Source organism: Variovorax sp. LARHSF232, from assembly GCF_052871435.1.
This window is the reverse complement of the sequence record NZ_JBIXJS010000008.1, coordinates 233278-253358: the sequence shown is the minus strand read 5'-3', so window position 1 is coordinate 253358 and position 20081 is coordinate 233278. Positions and strand designations below refer to the sequence as shown.

The 20081-nt window shown below is 68.3% G+C and carries 17 protein-coding genes and 1 pseudogene; 6 read left to right on the top strand and 12 right to left on the bottom strand.

The genetic code is table 11. From position 1 onward, the window contains the following. Nucleotides 1-23 precede the first annotated feature (23 nt). Both ACIPRI_RS20460 and ACIPRI_RS20455 read left to right on the top strand, forming a co-directional pair. Nucleotides 24-407: pseudogene (locus tag ACIPRI_RS20460) on the top strand (HAD family hydrolase); the annotation flags it as partial. Further along, entirely contained in the window at nucleotides 401-1627 is a 1227-nt protein-coding gene (locus ACIPRI_RS20455) for a M20 aminoacylase family protein (RefSeq protein WP_446623303.1), read from the top strand. The pseudogene ACIPRI_RS20460 and the gene ACIPRI_RS20455, both read left to right, overlap by 7 nt. Here the strand turns inward: ACIPRI_RS20455 and ACIPRI_RS20450 are convergent. The 12 genes from ACIPRI_RS20450 to ACIPRI_RS20395 all read right to left on the bottom strand — a co-directional run bounded on the left by ACIPRI_RS20450 (nucleotide 1616) and on the right by ACIPRI_RS20395 (nucleotide 14733). After that, nucleotides 1616-2776, bottom strand: a complete 1161-nt coding sequence (locus ACIPRI_RS20450) for an NAD(P)/FAD-dependent oxidoreductase (RefSeq protein ID WP_446623302.1) — start codon at nucleotides 2774-2776, stop codon at nucleotides 1616-1618. The two genes, ACIPRI_RS20455 and ACIPRI_RS20450, sit on opposite strands and share 12 nt — an antisense overlap. Continuing rightward, a complete protein-coding gene (locus ACIPRI_RS20445) occupies nucleotides 2773-4176 on the bottom strand; it encodes an FAD-dependent oxidoreductase (RefSeq protein ID WP_446623301.1) in 1404 nt (467 codons plus the stop codon). The genes ACIPRI_RS20450 and ACIPRI_RS20445 overlap by 4 nt, the downstream gene beginning before the upstream one ends. Continuing rightward, nucleotides 4169-4552 (bottom strand): (2Fe-2S)-binding protein, encoded by a 384-nt coding sequence (locus ACIPRI_RS20440; RefSeq protein WP_446623300.1) that lies wholly within the window; start codon nucleotides 4550-4552, stop codon nucleotides 4169-4171. Before ACIPRI_RS20440 ends, ACIPRI_RS20445 begins: the two co-directional genes overlap by 8 nt. Before the next feature lie 20 nt (nucleotides 4553-4572). Further along, nucleotides 4573-5067 carry an Lrp/AsnC family transcriptional regulator gene (locus ACIPRI_RS20435; protein ID WP_446623299.1) on the bottom strand — a complete coding sequence of 165 codons (495 nt, stop codon included), beginning with the start codon at nucleotides 5065-5067 and terminating at the stop codon, nucleotides 4573-4575. 32 nt (nucleotides 5068-5099) lie between these two features. After that, complete coding sequence (locus tag ACIPRI_RS20430; protein WP_446623298.1) at nucleotides 5100-6503, bottom strand: aminotransferase class III-fold pyridoxal phosphate-dependent enzyme; 1404 nt, start codon at nucleotides 6501-6503, stop codon at nucleotides 5100-5102. Between the two features lie 149 nt (nucleotides 6504-6652). Then, nucleotides 6653-8011, bottom strand: coding sequence for a DUF3526 domain-containing protein (locus ACIPRI_RS20425; protein WP_446623297.1), 1359 nt, complete (start codon nucleotides 8009-8011; stop codon nucleotides 6653-6655). After that, nucleotides 8008-9435: an ABC transporter permease gene (locus tag ACIPRI_RS20420; RefSeq protein WP_446623296.1), complete on the bottom strand. Its 1428-nt coding sequence runs from the start codon at nucleotides 9433-9435 to the stop codon at nucleotides 8008-8010. The genes ACIPRI_RS20425 and ACIPRI_RS20420 overlap by 4 nt, the downstream gene beginning before the upstream one ends. Beyond that, nucleotides 9432-10190 carry an ABC transporter ATP-binding protein gene (locus ACIPRI_RS20415; RefSeq protein WP_446623295.1) on the bottom strand — a complete coding sequence of 253 codons (759 nt, stop codon included), beginning with the start codon at nucleotides 10188-10190 and terminating at the stop codon, nucleotides 9432-9434. The genes ACIPRI_RS20420 and ACIPRI_RS20415 overlap by 4 nt, the downstream gene beginning before the upstream one ends. Before the next feature lie 25 nt (nucleotides 10191-10215). Further along, the gene (locus ACIPRI_RS20410; protein ID WP_446623294.1) at nucleotides 10216-12360 is read right to left on the bottom strand and encodes a TonB-dependent siderophore receptor; all 2145 of its coding nucleotides are present in this window, start codon (nucleotides 12358-12360) and stop codon (nucleotides 10216-10218) included. Between the two features lie 141 nt (nucleotides 12361-12501). Further along, the gene (locus ACIPRI_RS20405; protein ID WP_446623293.1) at nucleotides 12502-12861 is read right to left on the bottom strand and encodes a DUF2946 family protein; all 360 of its coding nucleotides are present in this window, start codon (nucleotides 12859-12861) and stop codon (nucleotides 12502-12504) included. A gap of 49 nt (nucleotides 12862-12910) precedes the next feature. Continuing rightward, complete coding sequence (locus ACIPRI_RS20400) at nucleotides 12911-13843, bottom strand: 2-hydroxyacid dehydrogenase (RefSeq protein ID WP_446623292.1); 933 nt, start codon at nucleotides 13841-13843, stop codon at nucleotides 12911-12913. Between the two features lie 11 nt (nucleotides 13844-13854). Next, the gene (locus ACIPRI_RS20395) at nucleotides 13855-14733 is read right to left on the bottom strand and encodes a GNAT family N-acetyltransferase (protein ID WP_446623291.1); all 879 of its coding nucleotides are present in this window, start codon (nucleotides 14731-14733) and stop codon (nucleotides 13855-13857) included. Between the two features lie 674 nt (nucleotides 14734-15407). Between ACIPRI_RS20395 and ACIPRI_RS20390 the strand changes: the two genes are divergently transcribed. The 4 genes from ACIPRI_RS20390 to ACIPRI_RS20375 all read left to right on the top strand — a co-directional run bounded on the left by ACIPRI_RS20390 (nucleotide 15408) and on the right by ACIPRI_RS20375 (nucleotide 20079). Then, nucleotides 15408-16073 carry a haloacid dehalogenase type II gene (locus ACIPRI_RS20390; protein ID WP_446623290.1) on the top strand — a complete coding sequence of 222 codons (666 nt, stop codon included), beginning with the start codon at nucleotides 15408-15410 and terminating at the stop codon, nucleotides 16071-16073. A 31-nt stretch (nucleotides 16074-16104) separates the two neighbouring features. Beyond that, on the top strand, nucleotides 16105-17397 hold the full coding sequence (locus ACIPRI_RS20385; RefSeq protein ID WP_446623289.1) for an NAD(P)/FAD-dependent oxidoreductase: 1293 nt from the start codon (nucleotides 16105-16107) through the stop codon (nucleotides 17395-17397). 65 nt (nucleotides 17398-17462) lie between these two features. Then, the gene (locus tag ACIPRI_RS20380) at nucleotides 17463-19082 is read left to right on the top strand and encodes an ABC transporter substrate-binding protein (RefSeq protein WP_446623288.1); all 1620 of its coding nucleotides are present in this window, start codon (nucleotides 17463-17465) and stop codon (nucleotides 19080-19082) included. Nucleotides 19083-19122: 40 nt separating this feature from the next. Continuing rightward, nucleotides 19123-20079 carry an ABC transporter permease gene (locus tag ACIPRI_RS20375; RefSeq protein ID WP_446623287.1) on the top strand — a complete coding sequence of 319 codons (957 nt, stop codon included), beginning with the start codon at nucleotides 19123-19125 and terminating at the stop codon, nucleotides 20077-20079. The last annotated feature ends 2 nt before the right edge of the window (nucleotides 20080-20081 follow it).

The window sequence follows — 20081 nt, the reverse complement described above, 5'->3', positions numbered from 1 at the left end:
TCTGACCTTCGACGTCGTCGGCACGCAAGATCTTCAAGCTGGTGACAATGACCAACGCGCAGCATTGGGCGCTGGCCCATTTCGACAAGACGCTGGGCTCCGGATTCGACATGCTGCTTAGCTGCGACGACGCACTGTGCGAGAAACCCGACGCGCGCTACTTCGCCTACGCCCGCGGCCGCTTCGAAGGCGCCTGGGGCTACAAGCAGGCCGACAACCTGCATGTGGCGCAAAGCCAATACCACGACATCGGCATTGCCAAGCAGCTGGGCATCAGCATCTGCTGGATCGAGCGGCGCCATGGACAGAAGGGCTCCGGCGGCACGATCGAATCCGGGCATACCGTGCCGGACTATCACTTTCACACGCTGGCCGAGCTGGCCGATGCGGTGGAGGCTGGATGTTGACCCTGGACGCTGTCGCGGCACCGGTCGCGGACCTGCTGCCGCAGCTGATCGCGCTGCGCCGCGACCTGCATGCGCATCCCGAGCTCGCGTTCGAGGAGCGGCGCACAGCGGGCGTGGTGGCACAAGCGCTGCGGCTCCTGGGCCTCGAGGTCCATGAGGGGCTGGGCGGCACGGGCGTGGTGGGCACACTACGCTGCGGCGGCGGCACGCGCAGCGTCGGCCTGCGCGCCGACATGGATGCGCTGCCCATGGTCGAGTTGGGGCGCGCGCCCCATACCAGCCGCACGCCGGGCGTGCACCACGGCTGCGGCCACGACGGTCATACCAGCATGCTCATTGGCGCTGCACGCCAGCTGGCGCGCACGCGGCGCTTTGACGGCACGGTGCACTTCATCTTTCAGCCCGCGGAAGAAGGCAAGGGCGGCGCGCGCGCGATGATCGAGGACGGCCTGTTCGAGCGCTTCCCTTGCGACACCGTCTACGCACTTCACAACTGGCCCGACCTGCCGCTGGGCCAGGCGCAGACACGGGCCGGCCCGATCATGGCGGCGGCCGACCGCTTCGACGTCGTGCTGCGCGGCCGCGGGGGCCATGCCGCGCAGCCGCATCACACGCCAGACGTCCTCCTGGCCGCCAGCCAGCTCGTCGCGCAGTTGCACACCATCGTTTCGCGCCGCATCGATCCGGGAGAATCGGCTGTGCTGTCGGTCACCCGCATCGAAGGCGGCCACAGCCACAACGTCTTGCCGGCGGAAGTGAAGATCACCGGCACGGTGCGCAGCTTCGACGCCCAGACGCAGGACCGCATCGAGGCCGCGCTGCGCGCGACGGTCGACGGGGTGGCGCTGGCCAGCGGCACCGAGGGGGAAGTGCTCTATGTGCGCTACTACCCTTCCACCATCAACACAGCCGCCGAAGCGGCGCTCGCGCTTGAGGCGGCGGCTTCCATCGGCTTGCAGGCAGACATGGCGCCGCGCGCGGCCTTCACGTCCGAAGACTTTGCCTTCATGCTGAAGCAGCGCCCTGGCGCCTACCTGTGGCTGGGCCAGGGCCGCGTCGACCCGGGACCGGACGGCGAGCACGCGCTGCACCACCCTTGCTACGACTTCAATGACGACGCGTTGCCGCTGGGCGTGCGCTGGTTCTGCGAGGTGGTCGAACGTGCGCTCGCCCCGGTGCCCCTCGCCTCCCTTCCTTTTCAAAGTTCCTTATCCGCCTGAGCATCCCCATTCGGACGCGAAGCGGCCGATCGAGAAGCTTTCGATCGGCGTCGACGTGCGGCCCGTGGCAATCAGCTCGGCCATGGTCTCGCCGACACCGGGGCCGATCGCGAATCCTTCGCCGTTGAAACCGAAGGCGTAGTGCAGGCCCGATACGCGCGCACTGGGACCCATCACCGGTTGCCAGTCCGCGGTGTAGCCCTCGATGCCGCTCCACACGCGAATCAGCTGCACGTGCTCGAAGGCCGGTACCAGGCGCCGCAGTTCGCGCAGTTGGCGCAGAACATTGTCGGGCTTGACGTACGCGCGGATCAGATCCGCATAGGCGGGCCCCTTGAGCCCGCCGCCGAAAATGATGTTGCCGCGCACGATCTGTCGGAAATACAGGCCCTCGTGCTCGACCGGCGACGATACGCCGATCGACGGGCCGATGGCGTAGGGCAGCGGCTCCGTCACGCCCATCTGCGGGCCGCGCGCATCCATCGGCACGGCCTCGCCGAACTGTTCGGCCAGTCGGTTCGACCAGGCGCCGCAGGCCACCAGCAACTGCGCCGCGCGAAAGCGCCGGCCGTCCGCGGTGTGCGCCACGAACCCCGCGGCGTCGCGCTCGACCTGCAGCACCTCGGCATGCTCGACGACGTTCGCGCCTTCGCGTCGAGCCGCCCGGGCGAAGGCCGGGCCTGCGAGCCGCGGATTCGCGTGGCCGTCGTTGGGCGAGAGCGAGCCGCTCACCACCTCGGGCGCGAAAATGCCCCAGCGCCGGCGCAGCTGCGCGGCGTTGAAGAGTTCGAGTTCGAGGCCCAGCGGCTTCACGTCCTTCGCGTGCTGCTCCAGCACCGCGGCCTGCTTGTCGGTGTAGCAGACGCGCAGGTGGCCATAGGGCACGAATTCCAGGTCTTCGCCCAGCAGTTCCTTCACGCGGCCCCAGACGGCACGCGCGCGATTGGCCAGCGGTATCTGCGCCAGCGCGCGGCCCTGGCGACGCACGTTCCCGAAATTGGTGCCGCTGGCCTGGCGGCCCACCAGTTCGCGCTCGAGCAGCGTGACCGAGAGGCCGTGCTGCCAACGCAGGAAGAAGGCCGCCGTGGTGCCCATCAGGCCCCCGCCCAGCACCAGCACATCCGTGTCATGCGTTGCCGCATCGCTCATGCCTGCACCTCGCGCGTGTTCATCATCAGCGGCTTGACCGGCGCCTGCGTGCGCAGGCGGCCCACCTGCTCCACGGGCACGCCACAAGCCTGTGCCACGATCTCGGCCGACGCATGGCCGCAGAAGCGCCCTTGGCAGCGACCCATGCCAACGCGGCTGAAGGCCTTGGCGCGGTTGACTTCGCGGCTGTCCAGTTCGTTGACGCAGCGCCGCAGCTCTCCGGCGGTCACGGCTTCGCAGCGACACACCACCGCGTCGTCGGGCAATGCGGCGGCCTGCGCATGCGGCCATGGGAAGGCGCGCGCCAAGCCCTTGCGGAAGCGGTCCATCTGGGCCAGCGTGCGCCGCAGCATCGCGGACTCGCTTTCGTACAGCGCTCGGCCCTGCGCGTGCCCCAGGTCGGCCAGCGCCGCCAGCGCAGCGAGCCGACCGGCCGCCTCGGCACCGTCGGCTCCGAGGATGCGGGCGCCGTCGCCGGCGAGGTACACGCCCCGTGTGCTGCTGCGGCCATCTGCGTCGATGCGCGGCAGCCACTGCCGGCTCGCGGGCTCGAACTCGAACTCGCAGCGCGCGAGATCGGCAAGTTGAGTTTCGGCACGCAGGTGCCAGCCCAGGCCGACCGCGTCGCATTCGAAGTGCTGCTCGCGGCCAGTGGAATCGCGCACAGCCACGCTCTGCACGCCGAGACTGTCGTTGCCGTCGATGCGAAGGGGCGTGACACCCTGAAGCACCGGCACGCGGGCACGGCGCAGGCTGCGGATCAGCGCGAGGCCGCGCAGCGCCAGCCCTGGCCGCGCCAGCAGTCCGAGCACTGCGGCCCAGGACTTGGCAGCCGGCGCCGTGTCGAGCACCGCCGCCAGCTGTGCGCCGGCCTGCACGTATTGCGAGGCGACCAGGTACAGCAGCGGCCCGCTGCCGAGAAACACGACGCGCGCGCCGATGGCGCACGCCTGCGCCTTCAGCGCGATTTGCGAGGCCCCCAGGCTGTAGCAGCCGGCGTGCTGCCAGCCGGGCACGGGCATCAGCCGGTCGGTGGCGCCGGAGCAGACCAGCAGGGCATCGAAGGGCAGGATCTGCGGCTCGCCGGCGTGCACCACGTGCAGTTCGCCCTCGCTCAGGTTCCAGGCCAGGGTGTCGCTGCGGTAGTCAACCTGTGTGCGCAGGGCATCGAAGTCGCGGTGTAGCGCCTGCGCCTTCGCGGCTTCGGTTCCATAGAGCTTGGCATAGGAGCGCTTGAAGCCTTCGGGCTGACGGCGGTAGATCTGGCCGCCGTCGCGCCGGCCCTCGTCGATCACGACGGGCCGTAGGCCAGCCTGCACCAGGGCCTGCGCGGCACGCACGCCCGCCGGGCCTGCGCCGACCACGACGACGCGAGGTTCGCGAATCCCCGTATCACTCATTCGAAGCTTGCAGGGAGATGCGCGCCATCAAATGCTCCAGGTCGGGCGTCGCCGGCCACAGGTCCGCCGGCGGGCTCGTTCGCACCGTCATTCCCGCCTCGACCGGCGTCGAGCAAGCACGCAACCGCTCGCCGGTTGGCGTCCACACCCAGCAATCCTGGCAAGCGCCCATCAGGCAAAAGCCGGCGCGTGGACCGTCGCCAAATTCGCTGTCGCGCAGGCGCCGCCCGTGGCAGAGCAGCGCCACCAGCAGCGTGTCGCCCGCCAGCGCGGCGGCGGGCTGCCCGTCGATCTGCAGGGCGATCGCTGGTCGATCGGTTTCGGCCAGCCGGACGAAGCGGGCGGGCGATCGGGAGCGAGGCTCGGAGTCAGGCATGGACGGTCGGGAGCGCTGGCTCAGCGCTCCTGGGGAAACAGCCGCTCGATCGGACAGTGCGTCTTGATGAACGGCGACTTGATGACGATGTAGCTGAAGTACTTCGCGATGCCGATGTTGCGTTCGAGCAGTTCCTCGATCACTTCCTGGTAGTGGTTCACGCCTCGGGTCAGGAAGCGCAAGAGATAGTCGTAGCCACCACTCACCAGGTGGCATTCAAGGACTTCGTCGACCTCGCGGATGGCCGCCTCGAAGCGCACGAAGTCCTCGCGATGGTGGTCCGACAGCGTGACTTCGGTGAACACGGTCAGCGTGTCGCCCAGCTTCTCCAGGCGCAGGTGCGCGCCGTAGCCGGCGATGTAGCCGGCCTGCTCCAGCCGCTTCACCCGGATCAGGCAGGGGCTGGGCGAGAGGCCCACCGCATCCGCCAAGTCCACATTGGTCATGCGGCCGTTCTTTTGCAACTGGGCCAGGATGCGCAGGTCGAGTCGGTCGATCTTGAAGGCTTCGGACATGGCGGCGGCGAAAAAGGAAGAGAGCCCGATTCTCAGCCCGCCAGCGCGGCGCGGACATCGGGGGCTTCGAGCACCTCGTCGAGCGTCCTGGTCAGCCGCGCGAACATCTGGGCGAACTCGTCCTCGGTGAAGGTGAGCGCCGGCGCAAAGCCGAGGATGTGATCGCCGAAGGAGCGGAACACCAGGCCGTTCCTGTAGCCGGCTGCGAAGATGCGCTCGGGCAGGCCGAGCGCCGCGTCGAAGCCGCGCTTGCTGGCCTTGTCGCTGACCAATTCCAGGGCGCCCAGCAGGCCGCGGTGGCGTGCATCGCCCACCAGCGGATGCGCGCGCAGGCCGTCCAGGCCCACCGCGAAATGGGCTGCGCCGCGCTGACCGTTGGCAAGCACGCCGCCCTCTTCATAGAGACGCAGCACCTCCAGCGCGACCGCTGCGCTGACCGGGTGCGCGGAATACGTCGCGCCGTGGCCGACCGAGGCGCCGGCCGGGGCGCCATCGGCGATGCCCGCATAGACCTGCTCCGACATCATCGTCGCGCCCATGGGCACGTAGCCCGCGGTCAGGCCCTTGGCCAGGGTCATCAGGTCCGGCTCCACACCCTCGGCCTCGCATGCGAACATGGGGCCAGTGCGGCCGAAGCCGGTGATGACCTCATCGACAACGAACAGGATGTCGAGTTCGCGCGCCGCCTCGCGCATGGCTTTGAGCCATCCCTTGGGCGGCACGATGACGCCGCCCGAGCCCTGGATCGGCTCGCAGAAGAAGGCGGCCACGTTGTCTGCGCCGAGCTCCGCGACCTTCGCGCGCAGCGACGCGACCGACGACGCGATCAGCGCCTGGGGGTCGGCGCCATCCGCATGGCGATAGGGATTGGGCGACGGGATGTAGTGCTGCGTGGGCAGCGGCAGGTCGAAGCCACGATGGAAGGCGGGCAACGCCGTCAGGCCGGCGCCGGTCGACGAGGAACCGTGGTAGCCGCGCTCCAGCGCGATGAACTGCTTCTTCGACGGTTTGCCGATCGCGTTGTAGTACTGCACGATGAAGCGCACCGCGGCATCGATCGCCTCGGAGCCACCGAGCGTCAGGTAGACGCGCGTCAGCGACGCGGGCGTGATCTGAACCAGCTTCTCGGCCAGGCGGATGGCGGGTTCGCTGCTGAAGTGGAAGTAGCCGGTCGCGTACGGAAGGCGGCGCATCTGCTCGGCCGCGGCCTGCACCACGCTCTCCTGCCCATAGCCGACGTTCACGCACCAGAGGCCTGCGAAGGCGTCGAGCAGTTCGTGGCCGCTGGCATCTGTGAGCCACGCGCCGCGGCCCGAAGCGAGCACGGTCGGGCCGCGCTCTTCATGCACGCGCCAGGGCGAGACGGGGTGGATGAGGTGGGCGCGGTCGATGACATCGAGCGCGGCCAGGTTGGGGAGTGCGGCGGAGTGCGTCATGGAGGGGCGGTGGTCGGGCTTTGGGATGTCCAAAAGCTTAGGCCGCGCGCCTCTTGCGCTGGTGCTGCATTGAGGGCTTTGCGCAAAGCAGGCTGCGGTTGTGCGAGTCGCTACAGCAGAAACTGCCGTCGCGCCCATGCCGGGAGCCCCTACATCGAGCGCACGCGACCGGCGGCAGCCGCGCCCGACACCAAGGCCACGACGCCGATCAAAACCAGTGCCAGCGATTGACCCATGGGTGTCTGCGCCGGCCGGGACGACGGGCTGAAGCGCGGCTGGGCGGCGAAGTCGCCAGCACCGAAGCGCACTTCGTTGAACAAGTACGGGTAGTAGTAGGCCCGCAAGCGTGCGTGGAAATCTGCGATGCGGTCCTGATAGGCGAGCTGCGCCTGCAGATCGGTATCGGCCTGCCGATGCAGCGCGGCCTGCACGCCGACGCTCGGCAGCAGCCAACCCAGGCGTGCGGTCCACTCCTGGCGCGCGAGCAAGCCTTCGCGATAAGCCGCCACCTGCGGCGCCACGCTCTCGTCGCCGAGCTGCTGAAAAGCGAAGTACCACTTCCAGTGAAAGCCCGACGGCAGTGGCGCGGTGTGCTTCCATTCGGGATGCGTGCGGAAGAACTTTTCCATGGTGTCCCCTGGTGGCAGGTCCCACGCGCCGTGCACGGCCTGGCGCTGCGCCAGCATCAACTCCACGCCCTGGTGCACCGGCACGGCGCGCGCGAGCGCGGCGTTGGCGATCGTGGGCAGGACGAGGGTCAGCACCGCCCAGCAGCCCATGAGTGCCGTTGCGTTGGCGGCAGAGCTTGCGCTTCGTGTCGCCACGATCAGCGCCAAGCCGCTCCAGACCGCCAGGTAGGCCGCTGTGACCAGCAGCGCGGTAGTCAGGGCTGTCATCGTGGTGCCGCTGCGGAGGCCACCGGCCAGCACTGGCAGCACGAGGCAAGCGAAAACCAGCGCCGCGCGCAGGCCTGCACGGCGCAGCCACAGACAGCGGCCGGCGCCGGGCATGGCCAGCAGCGTACCCAGCCGGCCCGACCGGCGCTCGCCCGACACCAGGTCATACAACAAGGCGATCAGGAACAGCGGCGCCAGGTACACCAGCACGAAAGCGAAGTCGAAGCGTCCGGCCACTGCCAGTTCGGAATTGAAACTCTCGCCTTCGTGCAGTTGAGCCTGCAGCGCCAATGCGCGCACGCGCAGCACATAGGGCGCAGCATCGCGCAGCCCGAGTGCGAGGAAGGCCGTGGGAGACGGTGCATCCCAGGTGCTGTGGAAGGTGTAGTAGGCGGCGGAGCCAGCATCACCGCCGCGGGTGTACTGGCGCGCCTGCGCAGCCAGATCGTGCTGCTGGAGCCCGGCCAGACGCTCGATCGTCTGCTGTTGGCGCGCCACCTCGCGGGTGCCCGAAAGCACGGCGAGAGTCGACAGCACCAACAGCAACGCCAGCGCAATCAGGGCCAGTCTCGAGCGCGCCAGAAGGCGCCATTCGTGCGCGAGCCAGCTCATCGCGTGATCCTCCCCAGACGGCGCGTGGCCGGCATCAACAGGCCGGCGAGCGCAAGCAGCCAAAGCAGCAGGACACCCGCAGCGGGCGCCGCACGGCGCAGCGCCTCGCCGGGCGGTGCGCCTTGGTAGCGAAACTCGGCCAAGTCGTGCCAGTGCGCGTGGCTGATGCGACTGTCACGGCTGGAACGGTCGCCCGCGAAGCTGAGCTTCTCGGCCTGCAGCCGGTTGAGTTCCTGCACCAGTCGATAGCGATGGTGCTCGGCCCGCTCGACGAAGCGACGGTAGTTGTGCAGGTCGGTGCCTGCGGCCGCCATCGAGAGGCGGCGCAAGGCGATTACCGGGCTCAGCAGCGCAAAGCGGTCGACTCGGCGCAACTGCAAGTCCTGGCGCTCGAAGCTGGCGTTGGCGTAGCGCTCGAAGAGCGCGCTGGTCAGCCGCTCGCCCTCCATGCCAAGCAGGCCTTTGTAGTTGACAGGAAGGTCTTCCACTTTCGAGACGCCGTACTGCGCGAGCACCTTCTTCTTGAAGTCCGCGAAGTAGGGGTCGTTGGGGTCATGGCTGTCGCCCAGTGCCGCCAAGTCGCGCGCCACCGCAATGTCTGTTTCGAAGCGCGTGGGCAGTGCCAGCGACGAGGCGATGAGTTCGGGCGCCAGGCGCGGCACGAGCACGACGCTGAGCGCCCAGACCGCCAGCAATGCCACCAGCGCGTCGCGCCCGCGCACGAACCATGCCGACAGGCCGACGATGCCGACGGTCCAGAGCAGCAGCCACAGCCCATAGCCCACCGCCAGCAAGAGCGCCAGGCTGACTGGTGCCGGCGTTGCGGCGCCGATCCAGATCAGCGCCAGCAGCGCCGGCAGCAGCACCAGCGCGGCCACGCCGCTCAGGGCCAGCAGCTTGCCCGCCATGATTTGTCGCGGTCGAACGCCCTGGGCCAGCAGGATGCGCAGCGTGCCCGACTCACGCTCGCGCGCCAGGACCCCATGGCCCACGAAGATGAGCAGCAGCGGTGCCAGCACCTGCAGCACGAAGGCCGGCGTGAGCTGACCGAAGCGCAGCAGCAGCGAGGCTTGCCGCACGTCGCCGAAGTTGGCGCTGTTCTGACGATGTCCCTCGAGAAAGAACGTGTGCCCCGTGTAGGCGTCCACCCCGGAGTCGAAGGCCGCCAGCGGGTTCAGCGGCCGAAACACGAAGTGCCCGTAGTGCACCATGCGGTGCGGGTGCCGATCGGGCTGTGCCTCGAACTCGTGGTCCACTTGCGCCTGATGACGCGCGCGCTGGGCGTCCGTCGTGCGGCGCTGTTCCCAGGACGTGAATGCAGCCACGGCCGTCAACAGCAGCAGCAAGGTCAATCCGAGCACCGCTACGCGGTCGCGCCGCAGCAGGCGCCATTCCTCGCGCGCGATGCGCAGCGCGGCGCTCATCGCTGCGCCTCGTGGTTCGCGTAGCGCCGGTGCAATGCTCGCACGTCGAAACGCTGCGAGCCTGATGCCGCGACTTCTTCAACCAGCCGCCCACCGTCGATGAAGCCGATTCGATCAGCCACGTCGGCAGCACTGAGCAGGTCGTGCGTGACCATGAGGATGGCCACCCCCTGTGCGCGCAGCAGTGCCAGCAGACGATTGAATTCGGCCGTGCCCTTCGGGTCGAGGCCCGAAGTGGGCTCGTCGAGCAGCAGCGCCGGCACCTTGCGCGCCAGCGCCAGCGCGATCGACACCTTCTGGCGCATGCCTTTGGAAAACCCCGACACGCGCCGCTCGTGCGCCGCGGCGTCCAGGCCGGCTGCTGCCAGGGCCTCGTTGACGGCCTGCTTGCCGGCGGGCTGGCCTGCGAGGTCGAGCAGGTAGGCCACGTTCTCGCGCGCGCTCAGGTGTTCGTAGAGCGCGACGTTCTCGGGGATGTAGGCGAGCTGGCGCCGCGCGGCCGTCGGATGGGACAGCGGGTCGGCGCCGTTCACTCGCACGCGACCGCGCCCGGGCTGCACGAAGCCCAGGAACAGGCTCAGCGTGGTGGTCTTGCCGGCGCCATTGGCGCCCAGCAGCGCATAGATTTCACCGGCTTCGACCCTGAGGTCCAGGCCGTGCAGGATGGTGTGGGCACCGTAGCCGGCGACCACGTCGGACACCTCGAGGACCGGGTGGCGTGCGGCCGCGGCGCGCGGCGGTGAGAGATTGGCCATGGGCATGGTTGACACTCGATCGGGTTCAGAACTTGGCTTGCAAGCCGATGGTGATGGCGCGCGCCGTGCCCGGTGTCACCCACAGGCGGCTGTAGGAACTGGTGTAGTAGTCCGTGTCGAACAGGTTGTCGACGTCCAGCGTGGCGCGCAGCGCCGGGTTGATGCGCCAGTAGGCGACCAGCTTGGCGGTGGTATAGCTCGGCAGATCGAAGGCGGGTGTGCCGGCGGCTGCTTCGGCCTGCGTGCGGGCCTGGCCCAGCCGCTTGCCCACGTACGTGAGGCCGCCGCCGACGCCGTAGCGCTGTCCATTAGCGAACATGCTCTCGTAGACCGCGAGCAAGCTGCCGCTGACCTTGGGCACGTTGAGCAGGCGCCCGCCGATCTCCAGCGTGTTGTCCTTCAGGATCTGTGCGTCGTCGAGCATCAGGCTGGCATTGAGGCGCCAGTTCGTCGTCAGCTGGCCCGCGACGTCCAGTTCGAAGCCGCGGCTGCGCACCTCGCCCGCAGCGATCGAATAGCCCGTGTTGACCGGGTCGGAGGTCAGCACGTTGCGCTTGCGGATGTCGAACACGGCGGCGGTCGCACCCATGGCCTTGTCCGCGCTTTCCCACTTGGTGCCCAGTTCGAGCGCACGGCCGTTCTCCGGCTCGAAGCCCTGCCCGGCAAAGTCGATTCCGGCGTTGGGGCGGAAGGAGCGGCCGGCGTTCGCGTACACCGTCCACTGCGGCGCCGGCAGCCAGCTCAGGCCGACGCGTGGCGAGGTCGCCGACGGATCCTGGCGCGTGCTCGTGTTGCTGATGCGGTTGTCCAGCGACTGGCGGTAGTTGTCCACGCGCACGCCGGCAACCAGGCGCCATTCGGGCGCGAGCTTGACCGCGTCCTGCACGTAGAAGGCCGTGTTGCGCTGCTGCTCGAGGGTATTGGTATTGGGGCCCGGCACCGGCTGGGGCTGGCCGTAGACCGGGTCGTAGATGTCGATCGCATAGGGCCGCGCGGCCGTCGGATTGGCGCGCAGCATGAGCGTGTCCATGTCGAAGCGGAACGTTTCCAGGCCGAACAGCAGTTCGTGCTCGATGGCACCGGTCTTCACATTGCCTTGCAGTTCAGCCTGCAAGGCGAGGTCGTCCGAGTCGAAGTCGCGAAAGCGCCGCTGGCGCGTGAGCGTGGCGTTGTCGGCGAGCAGGGCCGACGCCTCGGTCGAGAATCCGTTCAACGAGGTTTCGCGGTACGACAGGCCCAGCCGGCTGCGCCAGGTGGAGCTCCATTCGTGCGACAGGATGAACTGATGGGTCTGGTTGTCCACCGTCACGTCACCGTCGGCGGGTTCGCCCAGGAAGCGGCTGCGCGGTATGGCGCCCAGGCGGTTGTTGACGGCGACCACGCCCCGGTCCAGCGGGGTGCTGTGCCGCAGCAGCTCTCCCGAATAGTCCAGCACGGTGTCGCGCCCGAGCCTCCAGGTGAAGGCGGGCGCAACCACCCGCCGCTGCGCACTCACGTGGTCGCGGAAGCTGTCGCGGTCTTCTACTGCGACGTTGAGGCGGTAGGCAAAGTCTTCGCCAATTGGCCCGGTGCTGTCGAAGGCGCCGCGCTTGAGGCCATAGCTGCCGAGATAACCTTCCACTGAGTGGGCCGCCTTCCAGAGCGGCCGCTTCGACACGATGTTCAGCGTGCCGCCGGGCTCGCTGCTGCCGTACAGCGCGGCCGCCGTCCCCTTGAGGAACTCGATGCGCTCGACGCTCGCCAGGTCGCGCGGGGCATTGAAGCCGCGGTTCGAGGAAAAGCCGTTCAAGAGCGTGGCCATGCCGGTGTTCTCGTTGCCGGGCAGGCCACGGATGGCGATGTTGTCCCACAGGCCGCCGAGATTGTTCTGGCGCGAGACGCCGCCGACGTAGTCCAGCACGTCGTCGAGCCGGGTCGCGCGCAGGTCGTCGATGGCCTGTCGCGTGACGATGCGCACCGACTGGGGCAGCTCGCGCAGCGGTAGATCGGTCTTGGCGCCGGCGGCTTCTTCGGCGTGGTACGCACCCGACTCGGTGCGGCCCACCACTTCGATGGTGGACAGTTGGGGGGCTTCCGAAGGCTGGGCGCCGACCGGCCCCGAAAACAGGGCAGCCACGGCAAGGGCGAGAGGCAGGGGCGCACCGGCCCCGGGATACTGGATGGATGTCATGAATGGCACGCGGTACGACGGCTCGGCCGCGCAGATTCAGCGCGGCCGAGACCAAAACAGGGGCGAGGCGCCGTGGCGCGAAGCTTCACGCCGGGCGACAGGCAGGAGAGGGGAAGGACAGCGCCGCCGAAGTGGCGGGCGTCAGGCGGCAGCGCGAGGAGGGTCGCGCGAGGCGAACGGCCAACGGCCGGGACCAAGTATGAATTCCGCCGGCGCCCGCGATGCTGGAAGCTCGGCGGGCAAAGCCGACGCTTGCACGGCCGGCCGAGATGCGAGTGCAGTGCCGAGATGCCCCAGCGCAAGGCACCATGCGCACACACCGTGCGCTTCACCGCCCTGCTCCTGCGACGCATCGGCGCCGTCCGCATCCAGGCCAGACAGTGCCGTCGCCACCCCCTCCGCCTGCCGCAGATGCCCCGCCTCGTGCGCAGGCATGCCGATGACCGTGTTGAAGAACACGGCCAGCAGCAAAAGTCGAATCAGTACGCGGCGCAAGGGCATGGCATGGGCTTGGGGCCCGCATCTTACTGTTGCGGGCGGCAAGGCAGGCTCAGTACCCGCGGGCGCGATCGACCAGGCCGATCATCGGATGACCGGCCTCGAAGCGGCGCAGGTTGTCCAGCACGGCCTGCGCCGCGCTCAGCGGCTGCGTCATGCTCGCGATGTGGGGCGTGAGCTGGATCCGGGGATGCCGCCAGAAGGCATGCGCCGGCGGCAGCGGCTCAGGCTCGGTCACGTCGAGCACGGCATCGCCGATCTGCCCGTCGGCGAGCGCGTCGAGCAAGTCGGCGTTCACGAGCTGCGGCCCGCGCCCGACATGCACGAGGCTCGCTCCTCCCGGCAACATCGAGAACAGCCGCGCATCGAGGAAGCCGCGCGTCGATTCGGTCAGTGGCAGCAGACACACGAGGATGTCGGTGCGCGCCAGGAAGGGCTCCAGCCCCTCTTCGCCCGCGTGGCATTGCACGCCTTCCATTGAATGGAGCGAGCGGCTCCATCCCGCGCAATCGAAGCCCAGGCACACCAGCTGCGCCAGCACCGCCTGGCCGAGCGAGCCGAGACCGAGAACGCCGACACGCCGTTCGCCAGCAGGCCGCACCGGCAGCGGGCGCCACTGGCCTTCATGCTGCTGGCGCCGGTACTGCGGCATGTCGCGGTGCAGGCCGAGAACCGCGTGCGTCACATACTCGACCATGCCGCGCACGATGCCGGGCTCGACCATACGCACCACCGGCAGCGCGGCCGGCAGCGCGGCCAGGTCGAACTGATCGACGCCCGCGCCCGAGGAAAACAGCAGCTCGAGATTCGGAAAGAGCGCGCCCAGGTCCTGCGGCGGCTCCCAGGCCGCGAGGAAGCGCACGTGCGCCGGATCGCCGATGTCCGGCCAGATCCGAAAGTCGATGTCCGGCGCGCGGCGCCGGAACACCTCGGCCCACTGGCGCCCGCGCACCGGGTCGGACTTGTAGAGGAAGGTGGTGGGCATGGCCGATCCGGTCAGCCCATGGCCTGCGTCACGATCGCGAACAGGGCCGGACCGCCCGGCATTTTGGCGAGCGGGGTGCCTCGCACCATCGTCGTGGGCGCATCCACACGCAGCAGCCCGATGCTTTCGAGCCACTCCGCCAGACCGCTCGCAAAATCGATGTCGATGCGCGTGAAGTGACCGGCATTCAAGCTCGCAAGGTGTGCGATCAGCGCCTTCGCGCCCTCGGCGTCCGGCGCAACTACGGGGCCGATCGCATGGCCGCGGCCGAAGCGGCGCAGCATCGCAAAACCGCGCGGCTCGCTGTCGTGGTCGAGCACGACGCAGGCATCGGCACTGCCCAGCAGTTCGCAGATCAGTGCATCGCGTGGCATGCCGCGCGCCGCGGCGTCGAGGGCCTGCAGTGCCGGCGCTTCATTCAGACCGGCCGGCCGCAGGCGCCAGCCCGGTGGGAGCGCGACCAGCGGCGCCGGCTGTGCGGCGCCCTGGTGCTGGCGCAGTTCGCCGGTGCGCACAAAGCCCAGCCGCTCGTACAGGCCCCGCCCCTCGGCGGTCGCGTGCAACAGCACCGTGTGGTCCTCCAGGCCGTCGAGCAGCGCACTCATCATCCGGTGACCGATACGCCGCCCCTGGCAGGCCGGCGTCACGATCACCAGACCGATGGTGGCATGGCGCTCGCCCCACCGCCAGCGCAGGCCGGTGGCGACCATTTCGCCGTCGCGCTCGGCGACAGTGCCTTCCGCATGCGCGAACACCTGCTCCCAGTCGGCCTGGCGGTGCGGCCAGCGCAGTTCGGCCGACAGCGCGTGGGCGAGCGGCAGGTCGGCGGACGTCATCGGTCTCAGCACCACGCCATCCATGACTGAGGGATTGAGGGTGGGATCGGGCATGGAAAAACTCTCTGTGGCGGTTGAAGGGCTTGCCCATCTTGGACGACATCGGCGCCCGACACCAGACCGAATTCATGGGCACTCGCAACTTGCAAGCTTCGACTGTCGCGCACCCGCGTTTTGCAATTCGCTGCCGCAGCGGGCGCGCTTACGCACACAAATGCTGTCCCGATCTGCCTAGGATCGATCGGCATTTCCGGTGCCACCCGCGACCCTACCTCCATGCAAGTCTTCGACCCTCAACAAATCCAGGTGCCCGGGCCATTTCATCGGCGGGACGCCTCGTCCCCGACACCGGCCGCATGGCCGTGTACCGGCCTTCTGTCGTGCAGGGCGATGGTTGCACCACGGGCGGTGCGCGAAGAGATCGTCGGCCCCCTTCGTCACGGTCCAGACTGCGCCAGGCGGTCGAGGCCAATCTTCGCTTCAAAAGCGTGCCAATCGACTTCGCCGCGACGCACTGAGGTGCACCACCGCACCCACTGAGGGCAGACCGCACGGCATGCCGCCGCACTCCCTCCAAACCGCAGCTTTGGTTCGGCAAACGCCCGATTTCCCTACAACTCTCACGCGACTGCGTGCTGCAATCACCCCGTAGTGAGTTTGTCGCGTTTGCCCTGCAAGGCAGACAACCCGCGCCGGTCGGCAACCGGTTTGAAACAGGATTCGTGATCATGAGCTTCCGTCCCAAGTACATCTCCTTCGACTGCTACGGCACGCTGACACGCTTTCGCATGGGCGACATGGCGCGCGACATGTTCGCCGACCGCATCCCGGCCGAGCGCATGGAGCAGTTCATCGCCGACTTCTCGGCCTATCGCTTCGACGAGGTGCTGGGCGACTGGCAGCCCTACGAGGTGGTGCTGAAGAACGCGGTGCGCCGCCTGTGCAAGAAGTGGAAGATCCAGTACCTGGACAGCGAAGCGCAGAAGTACTACGACGCGGTGCCCACCTGGGGCCCGCACGAGGACGTGCCTGCCGGCCTGGCCAAGATCGCCAAGGAGATCCCCCTGGTGATCCTGTCGAATGCCTCGGACAACCAGATCCAGAAGAACGTCGCCATGCTCGGCGCGCCCTTCCACCGCGTCTACACGGCGCAGCAGGCGCAGGCCTACAAGCCGCGGCTCCAGGCCTTCGAATACATGCTCGACTCGTTGGGCTGCAACCCGGAGGACGTGCTGCACGTCTCCTCCAGCCTGCGCTACGACCTGATGTCGGCAGACGACCTGGGCATCGTCAACAAGGTCTTCGTGAATCGTGGCCACGGCCCGGGCAATCCGGCCTACCGCTACGTCGAGATCAAAGACATCGGCGGCCTGCCCGGCGTCGTCGGCCTCTGATTCACCTGCACCCGCACTACCGCAGCACGCCATGAAGCTCGATTCCTACTGGACCGATTCGGCGCCCGCGTTCGTCCCAGCGCCGCGCGATCTGCCGGCACGGGTCGATGTGGCGATCGTCGGCGGCGGCTTCACCGGCCTGTCGGCGGCACGGGCACTGGCCAGCCGCGGTGCCGACGTGCTGGTGCTCGAGGCCGGCGAGCGCGTGGCGGCCGAGGCGTCAGGCCGAAACGGCGGACATGTCAACAACGGACTGGCGGTCGATTATGCGGAGGTCGCCGCCAAGGTCGGCGTCGAGCGTGCCCGCGCCTGGTACCGCGCCTACGACGATGCAGTGGACACCGTGGCTCGGTTGGTGCGCGACGAGGCGATCGATTGCGACTTCCTGCGCCATGGCAAGCTCAAGCTCGCGACGCGACCGAACCAGATGGCTGCGCTTGAGCGCAGCAGAGAGCGCCTCATCGCCGACGCTGTGGACAGCGATGTCGAGATCCTCGACGCGGCGCGCGTGCGTGCCGAGGTGCAGAGCGAGCGCTTCCACGGCGGCCTGCTCTACAAGCGAAGCGGCCAGATGCACATGGGTCGTTTCGCACAGGGCTTGGCGGCAGCGGCCGAGCGCCATGGTGCGCAGATCCACACCGGGACCAGTGTGCATCGCCTCGAACGCCTGGGTTCTGGCCCTGCGCACCGGCTGCACACCGCGCGCGGCACCGTCACGGCGCAGCAGGTGCTGCTGGCCACCGGCGCCACGCGCCACGGCGGCTACGCCAGCTTCGGCTGGCTGCGCCGGCGCATCGTGCCGATCGGCAGCTTCATCGTCGTCACCGAGCCGCTCGGCGCAGCGCGCGCGCAGGCCCTGCTCGCTGGCCGGCGCACCTACGTGACGGTGGCGAACATCCACCACTATTTCCGGCTCACCACCGACCATCGGCTGGTATTCGGTGGACGCGCGCGCTTCGCCGTCTCCAGCCCGCAGATGGATGCGGCGAGCGGCGAGATCCTGCGTGCGAATATGGCCGAGATTTTTCCGCAACTGGGCAACGTGCGGCTCGATTATTGCTGGGGCGGCCTGGTCGACATGACGCAGGACCGTCTGCCTCACGCCGGCGTGCGCGACGGCCTCTACTACGCAATGGGCTACAGCGGCCACGGCACGCAGATGTCAGTCCACATGGGCGAGCGCATGGCTGCCGTGATGGGTGGCGATGAGAGCGCCAATCCCTGGCAGGGTCGGGACTGGCCTGCCATCCCCGGTCACTTTGGCCCGCCGTGGTTCCTGCCGGCGGTGGGCCTGTACTACACGCTCAAGGACAGGCTGGCCTGAGCCTGTCGCGCAACAAGATTCTTTTCCCCACGCTTCTACAAACAGATTTACCAGGAGATGCCACCATGAACGACATCCAGAACCCGTTGACCCGTCTTGTCGGTCCGCGCGACAGCCTGCGCGTGATGGAGGCGCTGCGCCGCGGTGCCACCCGGCGCGACATCCTGACGATGCTGATGGCCGGCGGCATGCAGGCCACCCTGGCCGGCAGCCTGGGAGGCCTGGCGATGTCCGCGCATGCGCAGACGCCCCGGCGCGGAGGCCGCATCCGCGTGGCCGGTGCGACCGCCGCCGCAACCGACACGCTGGATCCGGCCAAGCAGTCGAATCACACCGACTACTCGCGCTGCAACATGATCTACAACGGCCTCACGTCACTGGACGGCAGCCTGACGCCGCAGCCCGCCCTGGCCGAGTCGTTCACGACCAAGGATGCCAAGACCTGGGTATTCACGCTGCGCAAGGGCGTGACCTTTCACGACGGCAAGGCGCTCTCGCCCGCCGACGTCGTGTTCTCCGTGATGCGTCACAAGGACCCGGCCACCGCCTCCAAGGCCAAGATCCTGGCCGACCAGATCGAAAGCGCCAAGGCCACCGGCGCCAACGAAGTGACCTTCGTGCTCAGCTCACCGAACGCCGATCTGCCGGTGATCCTGGGCACCTTCCACTTCCACATCGTCAAAGAAGGCACGACCGATTTCAATGCCGGCATCGGCACGGGCCCCTACAAGCTCAAGGAATTCAAGCCCGGCGTGCGTTCGCTGATGGTGCGCAACGACGCGTACTGGAAGCCCGGCAAGCCCTACCTGGACGAGATCGAATTCGTGGGCATCGGCGATGAGAGCGCGCGCGTCAACGCGCTGCTGTCCGGCGGCATGGACCTGGTGGGCTCGGTCAATCCGCGCTCGGTCGAGCGCGTGAAGGGCACCCCCGGCTATGCGATCTTCACCACGCAATCGGGCCAGTATTCCGACCTGGTGATGCGCAAGGACGTGGGCCCCGGCGCCAACCCGGACTTCGTGCTGGCGATGAAGTACCTGTTCGATCGCGAACAGATGAAGAAGACCATCGCGCTCGACTATGCGGTGGTCGCCAACGACCAGCCGATCGACCCGACCAACCGCTTCTACTTCGCCGGCCTGCCGCAGCGGCCCTTCGACCTGGACAAGGCGAAGTTCCATCTGCAGAAGTCCGGCGTGACGGGCAAGGTGCCGATGGTGGCTTCGCCCGCGGCCCTGTACTCGGTCGAGATGGCGCTCCTGCTGCAGCAGACAGCGCAGCGCGCGGGGCTGGAACTGGACATCAAGCGCATGCCGGCCGACGGCTACTGGTCCAACCACTGGCTCAACAGTCCTGTGGGCTTCGGCAACGTCAACCCGCGCCCGAGTGCCGATGTCCTGCTGACGCAGTTCTTCCAGTCAGGCGCAGCGTGGAACGAGTCGCGCTGGAAGAGCGAGAAGTTCGACCAACTGCTCTTGGCTTCGCGTGCAGAGATCGACCTGGCCAAGCGCAAGCAGATGTACGCCGACATGCAGACCATGATCCACCAGGACGCCGGCATCGGCATCCCGCTGTTCCTGACAAGCATCGACGGCCACACCTCCAAGCTCAAGGGCCTGTCGCCGATCCCCCTGGGCGGCCTGATGGGCTACAACTTCGCCGAGAACGTATGGCTGGAGGCATGACGCCTGCCCAGCCGCGCGTCTGGCCCTACGGAGCACCCAGATGAACCATGTGATCCTGAAGCTTCTTGCCCAGCGCATCGCGCTGGCGCTGGTGTCGCTGCTCGCAGTGTCGGTGATCGTCTTCTCGATCACCGCCGTGCTGCCCGGCGACGCCGCCCAGGAGCAACTCGGCCAGGACGCCACGCCCGAGGCGGTGGCTGCGCTGCGCGCCCAGATGGGCCTGGACGTGCCTGCGCCCGAGCGCTACGCGAAGTGGCTGCTCGGCATGGTGCAGGGCGATGCCGGCCGTTCGGCCACCACGCAGATGCCGGTGGCCGAGCTGGTCGCCAGCCGCCTGCCCAACTCGCTGCTGCTGGCCGCCGTCACGGCGCTGTTCTCCGTTCCGATCGCGCTGGCGCTCGGCATCGCCTCGGCGGTCTGGCGCGGCTCCTGGTTCGACCGCGCCGCCTCGACGACGGCGGTGGGCGTGGTGTCGGTGCCGGAGTTCCTGGTCGCGACGCTGGCGGTGCTGGTGTTCGCGGTCCAGCTGCGCTGGCTGCCCGCGCTCTCCTTCGTCAACGACATCGAGTCGGTCGGGCAGATGCTGCGCGCCTTCGCCATGCCGGTGCTGGTGCTGTGCTGCGTGATCGTCGCGCAGATGATGCGCATGACTCGCGCGGCGGTCATCGACCAGCTCGAGGCGCCCTACATCGAGATGGTGCGGCTCAAGGGCGCCTCGCCGATGCGCATGGTGCTGGCGCATGCGCTGCCCAACGCGGTGGGGCCGATCGCCAACGCCGTGGCACTGAGCCTGTCGTACCTGCTCGGCGGCGTGATCATCGTCGAGACCATCTTCAACTACCCGGGCATCGCCAAGCTGATGGTCGACGGCGTATCGCAGCGCGACATGCCGCTGGTGCAAACCTGCGCCATGATCTTCTGCTGCGCCTACCTGATCCTGGTGACGACGGCCGACATCTGCGGCATCCTCGCCAACCCGCGGCTGCGGCACCGTTGAGG